The organism is Microbacterium sp. SLBN-111 (genome assembly GCF_049739645.1).
Classification (GTDB): Bacteria; Actinomycetota; Actinomycetes; order Actinomycetales; family Microbacteriaceae; genus Microbacterium.
In genome coordinates this window covers 3071484-3085759 of sequence record NZ_JBMGQH010000001.1, presented here as the reverse complement: position 1 = coordinate 3085759, position 14276 = coordinate 3071484, and the positions used below count along the sequence as shown (strand labels likewise).

Annotated in this window: 11 protein-coding genes and 1 pseudogene; 7 read left to right on the top strand and 5 right to left on the bottom strand. The window is 71.0% G+C overall.

Features of this window, described 5'->3' with window-relative positions:
- Positions 1–137: 137 nt before the first annotated feature.
- A pseudogene (locus RKD05_RS14320) lies at positions 138–1302 on the top strand (glutamate--cysteine ligase).
- A 49-nt stretch (positions 1303–1351) separates the two neighbouring features.
- A complete protein-coding gene (locus RKD05_RS14315; RefSeq protein ID WP_424710951.1) occupies positions 1352–2089 on the top strand; it encodes an SGNH/GDSL hydrolase family protein in 738 nt (245 codons plus the stop codon).
- Positions 2090–2111: 22 nt separating this feature from the next.
- Here RKD05_RS14315 and ffh read toward each other — a convergent pair whose 3' ends face one another.
- Together ffh and RKD05_RS14305 are read right to left on the bottom strand one after the other, a co-directional pair.
- Positions 2112–3656 (bottom strand): signal recognition particle protein, encoded by a 1545-nt coding sequence (gene ffh / locus RKD05_RS14310; protein WP_022877703.1) that lies wholly within the window; start codon positions 3654–3656, stop codon positions 2112–2114.
- Between the two features lie 155 nt (positions 3657–3811).
- Positions 3812–4357 carry a TetR/AcrR family transcriptional regulator gene (locus RKD05_RS14305; protein ID WP_424710950.1) on the bottom strand — a complete coding sequence of 182 codons (546 nt, stop codon included), beginning with the start codon at positions 4355–4357 and terminating at the stop codon, positions 3812–3814.
- A gap of 63 nt (positions 4358–4420) precedes the next feature.
- On the opposite strand from RKD05_RS14305, the gene lipB reads away from it, so the two are divergent.
- From lipB to RKD05_RS14280, 5 genes are all read left to right on the top strand, one after another.
- The gene (gene lipB / locus RKD05_RS14300) at positions 4421–5059 is read left to right on the top strand and encodes a lipoyl(octanoyl) transferase LipB (protein WP_424710948.1); all 639 of its coding nucleotides are present in this window, start codon (positions 4421–4423) and stop codon (positions 5057–5059) included.
- Positions 5056–6090, top strand: a complete 1035-nt coding sequence (lipA, locus tag RKD05_RS14295) for a lipoyl synthase (protein ID WP_063257542.1) — start codon at positions 5056–5058, stop codon at positions 6088–6090. The genes lipB and lipA overlap by 4 nt, the downstream gene beginning before the upstream one ends.
- A 76-nt stretch (positions 6091–6166) precedes the next feature.
- Complete coding sequence (locus RKD05_RS14290; protein WP_424710947.1) at positions 6167–7495, top strand: erythromycin esterase family protein; 1329 nt, start codon at positions 6167–6169, stop codon at positions 7493–7495.
- Positions 7496–7657: 162 nt separating this feature from the next.
- The gene (locus tag RKD05_RS14285) at positions 7658–8833 is read left to right on the top strand and encodes an anion permease (protein ID WP_424710945.1); all 1176 of its coding nucleotides are present in this window, start codon (positions 7658–7660) and stop codon (positions 8831–8833) included.
- Positions 8830–9159, top strand: a complete 330-nt coding sequence (locus tag RKD05_RS14280; RefSeq protein ID WP_424710944.1) for a hypothetical protein — start codon at positions 8830–8832, stop codon at positions 9157–9159. The genes RKD05_RS14285 and RKD05_RS14280 overlap by 4 nt, the downstream gene beginning before the upstream one ends.
- A 26-nt stretch (positions 9160–9185) precedes the next feature.
- Here the strand turns inward: RKD05_RS14280 and RKD05_RS14275 are convergent, their stop codons facing one another.
- The 3 genes from RKD05_RS14275 to smc form a co-directional block, all read right to left on the bottom strand.
- Entirely contained in the window at positions 9186–9686 is a 501-nt protein-coding gene (locus RKD05_RS14275) for a DUF2004 domain-containing protein (protein ID WP_022877696.1), read from the bottom strand.
- A gap of 71 nt (positions 9687–9757) precedes the next feature.
- Positions 9758–10630: a signal recognition particle-docking protein FtsY gene (gene ftsY / locus RKD05_RS14270; protein ID WP_063257538.1), complete on the bottom strand. Its 873-nt coding sequence runs from the start codon at positions 10628–10630 to the stop codon at positions 9758–9760.
- 4 nt (positions 10631–10634) lie between these two features.
- Positions 10635–14162: a chromosome segregation protein SMC gene (gene smc, locus RKD05_RS14265; protein WP_424710942.1), complete on the bottom strand. Its 3528-nt coding sequence runs from the start codon at positions 14160–14162 to the stop codon at positions 10635–10637.
- Between the last annotated feature and the right edge of the window lie 114 nt (positions 14163–14276).

The following is a 14276-nucleotide window of genomic DNA, read 5'->3' as shown; positions in this document are numbered from 1 at the left end:
CACACCCGGCGGAAGCTCAAAGAGGAGGACCGGCGCTGGATAGAGGGTCGAGCACCTGGTCCGACCCTCTATTCTGCCAGATGACACGGCGGGTCGCGAACCCGCTGACGCCCGTGTCGCCATGTCAGACTGACCGCATGACGCTGCCGTTCGCCCCGTCCACGCGTTCCTCCGTGGGACTCGAATGGGAACTCATGCTCGCGGACCGCGAGACCGGGGATCTCGTGCCCCGCGCCCCCGAGCTCCTCGACCTCGTGGAAGACGCGACCGCGCTCGAGCGGTACACGGTGACCGGTGAGCTGCTGACCAACACCGTGGAGGTCACAAGCGGCGTCGGTCACACGGTCGCCGAGTCGGTGGACGACATCGCGGATGCCATCGGCGCGCTGCGCGAGCAGACCGAACCGCGCGGCATCGAGTTGCTGTGCGCCGGCAGCCACCCGTTCGCGCAGTGGTACGACCAGCAGGTCACCGACAAGACGCGGTACCACAAGCTCATCGAGCGCACCCAGTGGTGGGGCCGCAACATGATGATCTGGGGCATCCACGTGCACGTGGGCGTCGACGACGTCGACAAGGTCATCCCCATCGTGAACGCGCTGACGGTGTTCCTCCCCCACCTCCAGGCGCTGTCGGCATCCAGTCCCTTCTGGGCGGGCGAGCGCACCGGCTACGCCTCCAACCGGGCGCTGGTTTTCCAGCAGCTGCCGACCGCGGGTCTGCCGTGGCAGCTGAAGGACTGGTCCGAGTTCGAGCGCTACCTCGACGACATGGTCCGGACAGGGGTGATGGCGGATGCCAGCGAGGGTCCGTTGGGACATCCGTCCGGCGCCGCGCTGGGGCACCGTGGAGATCCGCGCGTGCGACGGCATGTCGACCCTTCCGGAGCTCGCCGCGGTCGCCGCGCTCGCGCAGACGCTCGTCGAGCACTTCTCGCGGATCCTCGACGAGGGCGGCGAGCTGCCCGGCATCCCGCCGTGGTTCGCCCGCGAGAACAAGTGGCGTTCCGCGCGGTACGGACTGGATGCGCGGGTCATCGTCGACCGGCAGGGGACGCAGCTCCCGGTTCGCGAACACTTGCTCGCGGCGATGGCCGACATCGCGGACATCGCCGTGGAACTCAAGTGCGCGCGGGAGTTCGCTGGCCTCGAGACGATCCTCGCGACCGGCGGCAGTTCCGCGCGCCAGGTGGCCGTGGCCGAGGCCGCCGACGGCGACCTCCGCGCGGTGGTGCAGCATCTCATCCGGGAGTTCCGCGGCGGCCCCACACTGCGCGAGCACCTCGCCGCTCTGCGCGTCTGAGTCGCGGCCTCGGCGCCGACTCATAGGTTGGCGCCCGTACGATCTCTGCATGTCCCGTCCGCGTCGCGTCGCGTTGCCGTTGTCGGCCGCCGTTGCCGCGGGCAGCGTTCTCGTTCTCGCCGGGTGCGTCCCCGAGCCGTCGAGCGCCGTGGCTCCCCTGACCTTCTCGGCGCCCCCGCTGGTCCCCATCGCCTCGCCGGCCGCGGAGGAACCCACCCGGGCGCCGGCACCGATCCGGGTCGTCACCCTGGGCGACTCGTTGATGTCAGGCGCGGGCCTCGATCACGGCCAGGCGTGGCCCGACCTGCTCGCGACGCGCGAAGACGTCTCCCTGACCAATCTCGCCTGCGGGGGCATGGGCTTCGTCGTGACGGGAGAGTGCGGAACCGCGTACGCGGGATTCTCCCCCGCCGTCGCGGCGCTCCAGCCGGAGCTGATCATCGTGCAGTCCTCGAGCAACGACTTCTTGCAGGACGCCGACACGATCCGCACCGACACGGACGACACGGTCGCGCAACTGCACGACGCGGCGCCGGACGCCCGCATCGTGGGGCTCAGCACCATCTGGAACGACGACGCCGACGTGCCGGACGACACCGCGACTACGTCGGACGCGCTCAAGGACGCGATCGACTCGGTGGGAGGGACCTTCGTCGACGTCGGCCAACCCCTCGTCGGACACCCCGAGTGGCTCCAGGACGACGACGTGCACCCCACGGCCCGCGGTCAGATCGCGATCGAGCAGACCGTCGTGTCCCGGTTGCAGGACGCGGGCGTGCTCCCCTGAGCGGAGCCCCGCGCCGCCGGCCTCAGCCGCGGCCGAGGAGCTTCTGCAGCTCGGCGAGGTCGGCCTCGCTCGGCGCCTTCTGACCGCCCAGGCCGAAGCCCGAGCCGGTCGCGGGGGCCGCGGCGGTGATCCCGGCGTTCTCGGCCGCGCGCTTCGCGGGGTTGCCCGAGCGCGAGCCCTTCGCCTTCTGCTGCTTGCCGCGCTTGGACGACGCGCCCGGCTTGCCGCCGATCGGGCCCATGCCGGGGATGTTGGGCACACCGCCGCGCGCGACGGTCTTCATCATCTTCGCGGCCTGCTCGAAGCGCTGCACGAGCTGGTTCACGTCGGTGACGGTCATGCCGGAACCGCGCGCGATGCGGAGGCGGCGCGAGCCGTTGAGGATCTTCGGGTTGCGCCGCTCGGCGACGGTCATCGACCGGATGATCGCCTCGGTGCGGTCGATCTCACGCTCGTCGAAGTCCTCGAGCTGCTGCTTCATGGACCCCATGCCCGGGAGCATCCCGAGCATCTTCTTCATGGAGCCCATCTTCTTCATCTGCTGCATCTGCTCGAGGAAGTCCTCGAGCGTGAAGGTCTCGGTCGCGAGCTTTTCGGCGACCTTCATCGCCTCGGCCTCGTCGAAGGCCTGCTGCGCCTGCTCGATCAGGGTGAGGATGTCACCGAGGTCGAGGATGCGGGATGCCATGCGGTCGGGGTGGAACGGCTCGACGTCGTCGAGACCCTCACCGGTCGACGCGAAGATGATCGGGCGCCCGGTCACGGAGGCGACGGACAGCGCCGCGCCACCGCGCGCGTCGCCGTCGAGCTTCGACAGCACGACGCCCGTGAAATCGACGCCGTCCTGGAACGCCTTCGCCGTGTTCACGGCATCCTGACCGATCATCGCGTCGATGACGAACAGCACCTCGTCGGGCTGGGTCGCGGTACGGATGTCGGCTGCCTGCTTCATCAGCTCGGCGTCGACGCCGAGACGGCCGGCGGTGTCGATGATGACGGTGTCGTACTGCTTCTGCTTCGCGTACTCGACGCCGTCGCGGGCGACCTTCACGGGGTTGCCCACGCCGTTGCCGGGCTCGGGCGCGTAGATCGCCGCACCGGCGCGCTCGGCGACGACCTGCAGCTGGTTCACGGCGTTGGGGCGCTGGAGGTCACAGGCGACGAGGAGGGGCGTGTGGCCGTCCTTCTCGAGCATCTTCGCGAGCTTGCCCGCGAACGTCGTCTTTCCCGAGCCCTGGAGACCCGCGAGCATGATGACGGTCGGCGGGTTCTTGGCGAACTGCAGTCGACGCTGCTGGCCACCCAGGATGCCGATGAGCTCGTCGTTGACGATCTGCACGACCTGCTGCGCCGGGTTAAGGGCGCGGTTGACCTCGTCGCCGAGGGCGCGCTCGCGCACCGCGGCGGTGAACTCCTTGACGACGGGCAGCGCGACGTCGGCGTCGAGCAGGGCACGCCGGATCTCGCGGACCGTCCCGTCCACGTCGGCAGGGGTCAGCTGCCCCTTCTTTCGCAGATTGCGGAAGGTCTCTGTGAGCCGGTCGGAGAGGGTGCCGAAAGTCGCCATGATGCGACGAGTTTACGCGGCCCTGCCGCGGACTGCCGCCGGGCGGTGCCGCACTGCGGCACATCCTCGGCGATCCGCGGAACCTCAGCCCCGATCCCGCCCGTGCGGCTGAGGTCGTGCAGACCGCGGAGGAGACGAAACCGGATGCCGCGCCCTCACGCCGCGGCCAGGGCCTCCGACAGCGTCTCGGTGAGCGGGTGGCCCGCGGTGTGGTCGGCCCAGGCCCACACCGCGGCGAGCACGGCCGCGGCCAGCGCCCCCGCGCGCACCTGCGCAGTCAGCGGGGTCGCACCGTCGCGGATCAGCCGCGCCGCGGTCTCGCGCTGCAGGCGGAACTGCCGGATCGCGCGGTCCCGGTCGAGTTCGGCGGCGATGCCCATGGCATCCGCGTTCACGATGGCCAACGCGAGTGCGTCAGGGGCGAGACCGTCGCCGATGGCGAGGAGGACCTCCGACACGGTGCCGCCGTCGCGCAGGTCCGCGACCGCGGCGTCGACCCGCTCGTCGAAGCCCGACCACAGCACGGCGCTCTTCGCCGAGAAGTAGTTGAAGAAGCTCGAGCGGCTCACGCCCGCGCGGCGGGTGATGTCCGACACCGAGGTGGCGTCGTAGCCCTTCTCGAGGAAGAGCTCGCACGCGGCTTCCGACAGCACCTCGCGCGACGACGCGCGCGGGCGTCCCGTGCGGGATTCGGTGGCCATGCCGACAGCCTAGGGCGCGGCATCCATGTATTCTTGGACGCAATCCAACAACCGGGAGCGGTGATGCTCGAGATTCTTCGCGCGGGGCTCGGCCCCGACTACGTGCCGTATCTGGACGGCTGGGCCCTGCAGCGCGTCGTGCACGCCGACGTCGTCGCGGGAACGCGGCCCGACACGCTCCTGCTGCTCGAGCACGAGCCGGTGTACACCGCGGGGAAACGCACCGAGGCGCACGAGCGTCCCACCGACGGCACGCCCGTCATCGACGTCGACCGCGGCGGCAAGATCACGTGGCACGGCCCGGGGCAGCTCGTGGGGTACCCCGTCGTGCGGCTGCCGGAACCGCTCGACGTCGTCGCCCACGTCCGGCGGCTCGAGGGGCTGCTCATCGCCGCTCTCGCGACGCACGGCGTCGAAGGCTTCCGCGTCGAAGGGCGCAGCGGGGTGTGGGTCCGCCGCCCGCTCGGCGTCGACAAGATCGCGGCGATCGGCGTCCGCGTCGAGAGAGGTGTCACCATGCACGGGTTCGCGGTGAACTGCGACAACACGCTCGCTGGGTTCCGGGGCATCGTCCCGTGCGGGATCACGGATGCCGGAGTGACCACGGTGAGCGAGGTCCTCGGTGCCGAGGTCTCCCCCGCCGACATCGTCGACAGCATCGAATCCGTCTTCCGCGCCGAGTACTCGGCGGTGGCCGCGTGAGCGCCTGCGGGACCGGCAGCGCCGGGGGCGCGGCATCCACCGCTCCCAACGGACGCAAGCTCCTCCGCCTCGAGGTGCGGAACGCGCAGACCCCGATCGAGCGCAAGCCCGAGTGGATCAAGACGAAGGCGCGCCTCGGACCCGAGTACACGGCTCTGCAGAACCTCGTGAAGACCGAAGAGCTGCACACCGTGTGCCAGGAGGCCGGCTGCCCGAACATCTTCGAGTGCTGGGAGGACCGCGAGGCGACGTTCCTCATCGGCGGCTCGCAGTGCACGCGCCGCTGCGACTTCTGCCAGATCGACACCGGCAAGCCTGCCGACTACGACACCGACGAACCGCGCCGCGTCGCGGAGAGCGTCTCGCGGATGCAGCTGCGCTACGCCACGGTCACCGGCGTCGCCCGCGACGACCTGCCCGACGAGGGCGCGTGGCTGCACGCCGAGACCGTCCGCCGCATTCACGCGGAGAACCCCGGGACGGGTGTCGAGATCCTCGCGACCGACTTCTCCGGCAACCCCGCGCTGCTCGAGGAGGTCTTCTCCTCGCGGCCCGAGGTCTTCGCGCACAACGTCGAGACGGTTCCGCGGATCTTCAAGCGCATCCGGCCGGCGTTCCGCTACGAGCGCTCGCTCGGCGTGCTGACCGCGGCGCGCGACGCGGGCCTCATCACCAAGTCGAACCTCATCCTCGGCATGGGCGAGGAGCCCGAAGAGGTCGTGCAGGCGCTCCACGATCTGCACGAGGCCGGGACCGACATCATCACGATCACGCAGTACCTGCGCCCCACGCCGCGGCACCTCCCCGTGCAGCGGTGGGTCAAGCCCGCGGAGTTCGTGGAGTTCAAGGAGGAGGCTGAGCGCATCGGATTCCTCGGGGTGCTCGCCGGTCCCCTCGTGCGCTCGTCGTACCGTGCCGGTCGCCTGTGGGCGCAGTCGATGGTGTCGAAGGGCCGCGAGATCCCGCCGCACCTCGCGCACCTCGCGAAGGACATCGCCGCCGCCGACGCCGGCTTCGCGCAGGCGGTGTGAGACACCGGGCGCGGCAGGATTTCCGCCCGTCGTGAACACCGCGGGCCCCGGCGGGCGCGGTCGGTAGCATCGCGACGTGCCCATTGACGATCCCGTCACGTCCTGGCTCGACGCCCACGCGCACGACCTCCGCGGAACCGACCCGGACGGGCCCGACGACGATCTCGAGCCGTTGCTGGACATCGTCGGCGACGCGAGGATCGTCGCGATCGGCGAGAGCATGCATCGCGTCCACGAGTTCTTGGACCTCCGCCACCGCATCTTCCGTTTCCTCGCGCGCCGCGCGGGCTTCACCGCGCTGGTCATCGAGAGCGGGTTCCCGGAGGGTCTGGCCGTCGATGACTGGGTACGGAACGGCGGAACGACGCGCCTTCGCCCCCTGCTCGACCGGGGGATCACGTACCGGTTCGGCAGCTGCCAGGAGATGCTCGACCAGGTGACGTGGATGCGAGAGCAGAACGCGCGTACCCCGGGTCGGCCGCTCCGCTTCTTCGGCATGGACGTCCCCGACAGTTCCGCGAGCGCCCTGCCTGCGGTTCTGGTCGCCCTGGCGCTGCTCGACGTCGCCGATCCGGCCTACGCCGCGCATGCGCGGAGTACTCTGCTCCCCCTGTTCGACTACCTCCCGACCGACCGCACGGGCTTGGCCCAGGCGGCCCCCACGATCCGCGCGTATCTCGCACTGCCCGAGTCGACGCGTCTTCAGCTGTCCGCGCAGCTCCGCGATCTCGCGGAACGCCTGGACGCGCGCAGACCGGAACTGGTCGTGGCGACGGGCTCGCCCGAGTGGGTAGACGCAGCGATCCACGCCGCCCGCGTCGCCGTGGGGGCCGACGCCTTCCTCGCCGCGATGAGCGCGGGACCGACGCGGACATGGCCGCCCGCGAACATCCGCGATCGGGTGATGGCGACGACGGTCGACGGGGTGCTCGATCGGGAGGACCGCATCGTCGTCGCCGCGGCGAACGGCCACGTGCAGAAGACGCCGTACTCCGCACCTCCGTTCGTGCCGGAACCGCTCGCGACACTGGGCCAGCACCTCGCTGCCCGCTGGGGCGACGACCTCGTCGTGATCGGAACGGCGATGGGTGGCGGCAGTGTCTGGCTGCATCAGCCGGGTCCCGAGGATGCCGAGGGGCACTCGACCCCGTTCACCACAGCGCTCCCCCATCCGCTCCCGGTCAGCGTCGATCGAGTGCTGAGCGACGCGCGGCGCGGGAACTTCCTCGTCGACCTCCGCGACCTGCCCGCGGACGCGTCGGACGTGCTCGCGGAAGCGCCCGGCAGCCTCAACGGCTTCCACGTCCAGCCTCTCGACGCGCGAGCGGCCTTCGACGCGATGATCGTCGTGGAGAACGTGAGCCCGTGGCATACGTGGCTCGACGCGCACGGGCTCGCGCGGTGAGGGCCGCCGTGTCCTGAGACCGCTCCCACGGACGGTGTGCGGCGCAGAATAGCCCTCTCCGCCCCCACGGCGGAAGCACCCCTTCCGTTCGTTTCCGAGGTCTAGCCTGACGCCCGGTCATCCGACCGCACGTGGGAAACACCTCACCGAACGGAGCCCCCGGTGGACCTCGCCGTCCTCATCCCCGTCCTTCTCGTCGTCGCACTCTCGTTGTTCTTCGATTTCACCAACGGCTTCCACGACACCGCGAACGCCATGGCGACCTCGGTCGCCACCGGCGCACTCAAGCCCAAGGTCGCCGTCCTCATCTCCGCCGTGCTGAACCTCGTCGGGGCATTCCTGTCCACTGCGGTCGCCAAGACCGTGTCCGAGGGCATCCTGGCCCAGGACTCCCGGGGTCTCCCGGACATCACCGTCCCGATGATCTTCGCGGGGCTGATGGGCGCGGTGCTCTGGAACCTCCTCACGTGGTGGCTCGGCCTCCCGTCGAGCTCCACGCACGCGCTGTTCGGCGGCCTCATCGGCGCCGCGGTCATCGGGGCAGGGTTCGGCGCCGTCGAGTGGGGCGGCGTCGTCTCCAAGATCGTGCTGCCGGCCCTCCTGTCGCCGTTCATCGCCGGGTCCGTGGCGCTCGTCGCGACGTACCTCGTCTACCGCGTCACGCGGATGGCGACGGTCGCCGGTTCCACCACCGCGTTCCGGCACGGGCAGACGGTGTCGGCATCCCTCGTCTCCCTCGCGCACGGAACGAACGACGCGCAGAAGACGATGGGCGTCATCACGCTCACGCTCATCGTCGCGGGATACCAGGAGGCGGGCACCGCGCCGCAGTTCTGGGTCATCCTCGGGGCGGGTCTCGCGATCGCCCTCGGCACCTATCTCGGCGGGTGGCGCATCATGCGGACGGTGGGCAAGCGCATCACCGACGTGAAGCCGCCTCAGGGATTCGCCGCCGAGACGAGCGCGGCATCCACGATCCTCATCTCCTCCACGCTCGGCTTCCCGCTCTCGACGACGCAGGTGACCTCGGGCGCCGTCGTCGGCTCGGGACTCGGGAAGCGGCTCGCGTCGGTGCACTGGAACGTCGTCGCGCGCATCGCGTTCGCGTGGATCGTCACCCTCCCGGCCGCCGCCCTCGTCGGCGGACTCGCGGCCTGGGCGGCCAACGCCAGCACGCTCGGCCTGGTCATCGTGCTGGTCGTGGGTCTCGGCGGGTGCGCGGGTCTGTTCCTGCTGGCCCGGCGGAAGCCCGTCTCGGCCGAGAACGTCAACGAGGAGTCCCTGGATGCCGACCACGTCGGCCGCGAGGGCAGGAACACGCAGGAGGCACGCGCATGAACGGCATCCGGCACACCGCTTCCGCGTCGGCCGGATGGCTCGGCGTGGACTGGGGGTCGATCGGCCTCGTGTTCGTCGTCGGTCTCGTCGCGACCCTGGTGATCGTGGGGCTCTACACCGCCGGCATCCGCCTGTTGGCCGTGGGAGCACCCGATATCCGGGTGGGGGCGGACGGCGATCCGGAGGGGCCCGACGCGGGCGTGTCGGCTCGGGTCGGGACGCGACCCGTAGCAGCCACGATCGGCGGTTTCGCGTGCTTCGCGGTGTTCGCCGCCGCGGTGCTCGTGGGCGTCTACCTCGTCATCCCCGCGTTCCACGGGCACTGACGGTCGCGGGCCCTCGGCCCGCGGCGTCAGTCGGCGCTGGTGACCGACTGCACCTGCCCGTCCGAGGAGAGGTTCACCAGGAGCACGTCGTCGGTCGAGTCGGGGTCGAGCGCGTACTCGAGGACGGCGAAGGGATCGGTTCCGCCGTGCTCGTCGGCCAGGATCGTCATGCTCATCAGCTGCAGCGACTTGATGACGTCGATGTGCGTGTCGCCGGACGGGTCCGAGAGCAGGTCGTCGAGCTCGTCGCCGAGCGTCGCCTGCTGCTGCAGGATGTACTCGGTCACCTCGCTCGTGCGGTCGTCGAGCTCGTTGACCATGGCGTTGCGTGCGGCGAGGTCGATCGACTCGAGGGACGAGATCATCGCCGCGGCCACGTCGAGCGCGTCGATGGACACGTCGTCCTGGTCGGGAGCGGTCAGGTCGACGGTGACGCTCTGATCACCGAACTCGACGTTCTCCGACCAGAAGATCGACCCGTCGGGTCCTGACTCGAGGAGTCCGAAGAAGTCGTGCTCGATCGCCATGTCCCCATGAAACCAGCCAGACCCGCCTCGCGAAAGGCGACCCGCCACACCGCGCTCGTGCGGTAATGGAATCAGTCGACGAGAGACGCGGCGAACACGTGCGGCGTGAAACCCGTGAGATCGCCGATCCCCTCGCCCTGACCGAGGAGCTTGACCGGGATGCCGGTGCGTTCCTGCACCGCAAGAACGAAGCCGCCCTTCGCCGAACCGTCGAGCTTCGTGAGCACGAGTCCCGTGACCCCGGCGCTGTCGAGGAAGGCCTGGGCCTGCATCAGGCCGTTCTGCCCGGTCGTGGCATCCAGGACCAGGAGGACCTCGCTGATCGGGGCCTGCTTCTCGATGACGCGCTTGATCTTGCCGAGCTCGTCCATCAGGCCGCCCTTGGTGTGCAGGCGACCCGCGGTGTCGACGAGCACGATCTCGGTCCCCGTCTCCTTCGCGTGCGCGACGGTCTGGAAGGCGACGGATGCCGGATCCTGACCCTCGTGCTGGGGGCGCACGATCGTGGCTCCCCCGCGCTCGGCCCACGTCGCCAGCTGGTCGACGGCTGCGGCGCGGAAGGTGTCGGCCGCGCCGACGACGACCGTGCGGCCGTAGCGCTGCAGGAACTTCGCGAACTTGCCGATCGTCGTGGTCTTGCCGACGCCGTTGACGCCGACGACGAGGACCACGGCCGGACGCTCGGTGAGACGCAGCGTGGTGTCGAACTTCGCGAAGTGCTCCTCGAGCGTCTCGCGGAGCATGCGCTGGAGGTCGCGCGGGTCGGTCGTGCGGTAGCGGTCGACCTTCTCGCGCAGCTCGTCGATGAGCCGCTCGGTGACGTCGGGACCGAAGTCGGCGGTCAGCAGAGCCGTCTCGAGGTCGTCCCACGTGGTCTCGTCGATCGTGGGTTTGACGAACAGCCCGCGCAGCGCGCGGCCGAGCGACCAGGAGTTCTCAGCCATTCCCTCAGCTTACGGGGGCCGGTTCCGCCGCAGCGCGTGCGCGGTCGCCGACGCGTTGACCCACGACGGCCGACACGCCGTCCTGCCGCATCGATACGCCGTAGAGCGCGTCGGCGATCTCCATGGTGCGCTTCTGGTGCGTGATGACGATGAGCTGGCTGCTCTCGCGCAGCTTCTCGAACACGCCGAGGAGGCGGCCGAGGTTCGCGTCGTCGAGCGCCGCCTCCACCTCGTCGAGGATGTAGAACGGGCTCGGACGCGCGGTGAAGATCGCGGTGAGGAACGCCACCGCCGCGAGCGATCGCTCCCCGCCGGAGAGGAGCGACAGCCGCTCGATCTTCTTGCCGACCGGGCGCACCGCGACCTCGATGCCGGTCGTCAGGGGATTGTCGGGGTCGGTGAGCGAGATGCTGCCGGCGCCGCCCGGGAACAGGATCGGGAAGATCTCGCCGAACGCCGCACGCGTGTCCTCGAACGCGGCTACGAAGATCGTCTGCATCCGCTCGTCGAGTTCGGCGATGATCGTCTGCAGGTCGGCCCGGGTCTGCTGCAGATCGGCGAGCTGCTCGGTGAGGAACGCGTGCCGCTGCTCGAGCGCCGCGAACTCCTCGAGCGCCAGCGGGTTCACGCGGCCGAGCTGGGCGAGCTTGCGCTCGGCCTCCTGCAGCCGCCGCTTCTGCGTCGCACGGTCGAACGGTTCGGTGACGTCGTCCTCGCCGGCGGGGATGGGCTGGTCGGGGCCATATTCCGAAACGAGAATGTCTTCGTCGAGCGACAGCTCGGACTGCACCCGCTCGAGCAGGCTCGTGACGTGGAGCCGCTTCTCGTGCATCTGCAGCTCGAGCCCGTGGACGCTCTCGGTCAGGCGCGCGAGGCGCTCCCGCACGGCGTTCTCGTCGGCCCGAGCGCGGGCGAGATCCGCGGTGACGGCCGAGCGCGCGGACTCCGCCGCCGCGAGTTCGACCCGCGCCTGGCTGACCGACCGATCGACCGAGTCGAGGAGGGCGGGCAGCGCGCCCGCGACCTCCGCCGCGATCTCGCGCTGCGCCCGACGGATCACCGCGCGTCGGGCCGCCGCGGCGGCGGCCGCGCGCTCGCGCTCCCGCTGCTGCTCGAGCTGCACGATCCGCGCCTCCCCCGCGCGGACGCGTTCACGCAGGGTCTCGATGTCGAGCCGCGCGCGCATCTCGACCTCGCGCGCCGTCTCGAGGTCGGCGAGCATGCCCTCGCGGGCTGAGGCGTCGAGCAGGGGGCGCGGAACCTCGAGCGCGCGCTCGAGCGTCTCGTCGGCGACGCGCGCCTTCTCCTCGGCGTCCGCGACCGCGGCCTGGGCCTGCGCGAGGCCGGCCTGTAGCCGCTCGCACTCCGCCACCGCGGCCTCGTGCCGGACGGTGACGCGATTCAGCTTCTCGGCGTGGGCCGCGAGGGCGGCGTCATGCGCGCGGAGGGTCGCGAGCGTCTCCTTGGTGCGGGCGCGCGCCTCGGTGAGTTTCCGCTGCTCGTCGGCCAACGCCTCGCGCAGGGAGTCGGCGATCACGGTGATCTCCGCGAGACGCTCGGCCGCGGCATCCCGTTCCGCGGCGAGCTCGAGACGCGAACGTCCCCCGCCCGAACCGGCCCGCAGCGTGCGGGAGGTGAGCACCGCGCCGTCCCGCGTGACGAGGACGCTCCCGGGAGGCGCCGATTCGAGGGCCGACCGCGCCGCTTCCGCGGCTGCGAGATCGTCGACGATCACGACCCCGGACAGGATGCCACGCACCCCCGCCGGAGCCGTCACCACGTCCACCGCGCGCACGCCGCCCGCGATCGCGGGGCCGTCGCCCGCATCGGGGGCCGCGGCGATCGCGATCTCGACGACGCCGAGGTCCCCCTCCCGCGCGGCCCGCGCCGCCGCGAACGCCGCCGCGTCATCGTCGACGAGCAGTCCTTCCGCGAGCGAGCCGAGCGCCGCGGCGATCGCGGCCTCGTATCCCGCGGTGACCTTCACGGCGTCGCCGACCAGTCCGCGGATGCCATCGGCCCCGCTCGCGACGAGGTCGGCGGCGGCGTTGCGCACGTCGAGGGCGCGGCCGAGCGCCGTCGTCTGCGCCGTCAGCGCGTCCCGCTCGCGCTCGGCGGCGTGCAGGCGCTCGCGCAGCCCCGCGACCTCGGTCTCGGTGTCGTTCGTCTCGCGTTGCGCGCGTTCGTATGCCGCGGCGTGCTCAGCCGTCGACTCCTCCGGCCTGACGTCGGGATCGAGGGCGGCGCGCGCCTCCTCGGCCTCGGCGAGGCGTTCGCGCGCGGCATCCAGGGCCCGCTGCTGCCGGTCCACCGCTCCGCGCGACGCCGCCAGCCCCGATGCCGCGGCCTGCGCCGAGCCGCGCAGAGCCGTGAGCTTCATGTCGTGCTCGGAGACGAGCGCACTCTGTGCCGCGATGTCCGCGTCGAGCGCGTCGAGTTCCGCACGGGCGCGTGCGACTCCCCGAGCCGCGTCCGCCGCGGCATCCTGGGCGTCGCCGAGGCCGCCCGCGATGTCGTCGATCTCGGCGCGGAGGTCGTCGATCATGGCCTGGGTCACGGTCGGCGCGGCGGACGAAGCGTCGCCCTCGTCGTCCGCGAGCAGCGTCAGGCGCTGTCCGGCGAGCGTGTAGAGCCCGCGCAGGCGCTCCTGCACCTGTTCGAGCGAGAACGCGACGCGTCGAGCACGGTCGGCCGCCTCGGAGCGCTGCTCCTCCTCGAGCCTCTCGACCTTGAGCCGGATGCCATCCGCCTGGTCCTGCAGCATGAGTCGCTCGGTGTGGCGCTCGCTCTCGGCCGCCGCGGCGTCGGCCAGTTCGCGGCGGAGCTGCACCAGCTCGTCGGCGAACAGGCGCGCCTTCGCGTCGCGGACGACCGCGGCTATCGTGGCCGCCTCCCGCGCGATCTCGGCCTGCTTGCCGAGCGGCTTGAGCTGGCGGCGCAACTCGCCCGCGAGGTCGCTCAATCGCGTGAGGTTGGTCTCCATCGCCTCGAGCTTGCGGACCGTCTTCTCCTTGCGGCGACGGTGCTTGAGGATCCCGGCGGCCTCCTCGATGAACCCGCGCCGCTCCTCCGCCGAGGCCTGCAGCACGGTGTCGAGGCGCCCCTGGCCGATGATCACGTGCATCTCGCGGCCGAGACCCGAGTCGCTCAACAGTTCCTGCACGTCGAGGAGGCGACACGTCTGCCCGTTGATCGCGTACTCGCTCGCCCCGGTCCGGAACAGCGTGCGGCTGATCGTCACCTCGCTGTACTCGATCGGGAGCGCGCCGTCGGCGTTGTCGATCGTGAGCTGCACTTCGGCGCGACCGAGCGGTCCGCGGGTGGACGTGCCGGCGAAGATGACGTCCTCCATCTTGCCGCCGCGGAGCGTCTTCGCGCCCTGCTCGCCCATCACCCACGCGAGCGCGTCGACGACGTTGGACTTGCCCGACCCGTTCGGACCGACGATGCACGTGACCCCGGGTTCCAGCGCGAACGTCGTCGACTGCGCGAAGGACTTGAAGCCCTTGAGCGTGACGCTCTTGAGGTGCATGCGGATGCGCCTTCCCGACCGGTGAACTTCCGCCTCACGCTACCCGACGACCCGCGGAATCCCGCGGTGGCTGGCCGATCGAGCCGTCGTCCGACGCGCCCGGGCCTCCGCCTT

Excerpts from the sequence above, each read along its gene's own strand:
- RKD05_RS14275 (WP_022877696.1), bottom strand. The coding sequence starts at position 9,686 with ATGGCGATCGAGCACGACTTCTTCGGACTCCTCGAGTCAGGACCCGAC.
- lipB (WP_424710948.1), top strand. The coding sequence starts at position 4,421 with ATGCTCGAGATTCTTCGCGCGGGGCTCGGCCCCGACTACGTGCCGTAT.
- smc (WP_424710942.1), bottom strand. The coding sequence starts at position 14,162 with ATGCACCTCAAGAGCGTCACGCTCAAGGGCTTCAAGTCCTTCGCGCAG.
- ffh (WP_022877703.1), bottom strand. The coding sequence starts at position 3,656 with ATGGCGACTTTCGGCACCCTCTCCGACCGGCTCACAGAGACCTTCCGC.
- RKD05_RS14305 (WP_424710950.1), bottom strand. The coding sequence starts at position 4,357 with ATGGCCACCGAATCCCGCACGGGACGCCCGCGCGCGTCGTCGCGCGAG.
- RKD05_RS14315 (WP_424710951.1), top strand. The coding sequence starts at position 1,352 with ATGTCCCGTCCGCGTCGCGTCGCGTTGCCGTTGTCGGCCGCCGTTGCC.
- RKD05_RS14280 (WP_424710944.1), top strand. The coding sequence starts at position 8,830 with ATGAACGGCATCCGGCACACCGCTTCCGCGTCGGCCGGATGGCTCGGC.
- ftsY (WP_063257538.1), bottom strand. The coding sequence starts at position 10,630 with ATGGCTGAGAACTCCTGGTCGCTCGGCCGCGCGCTGCGCGGGCTGTTC.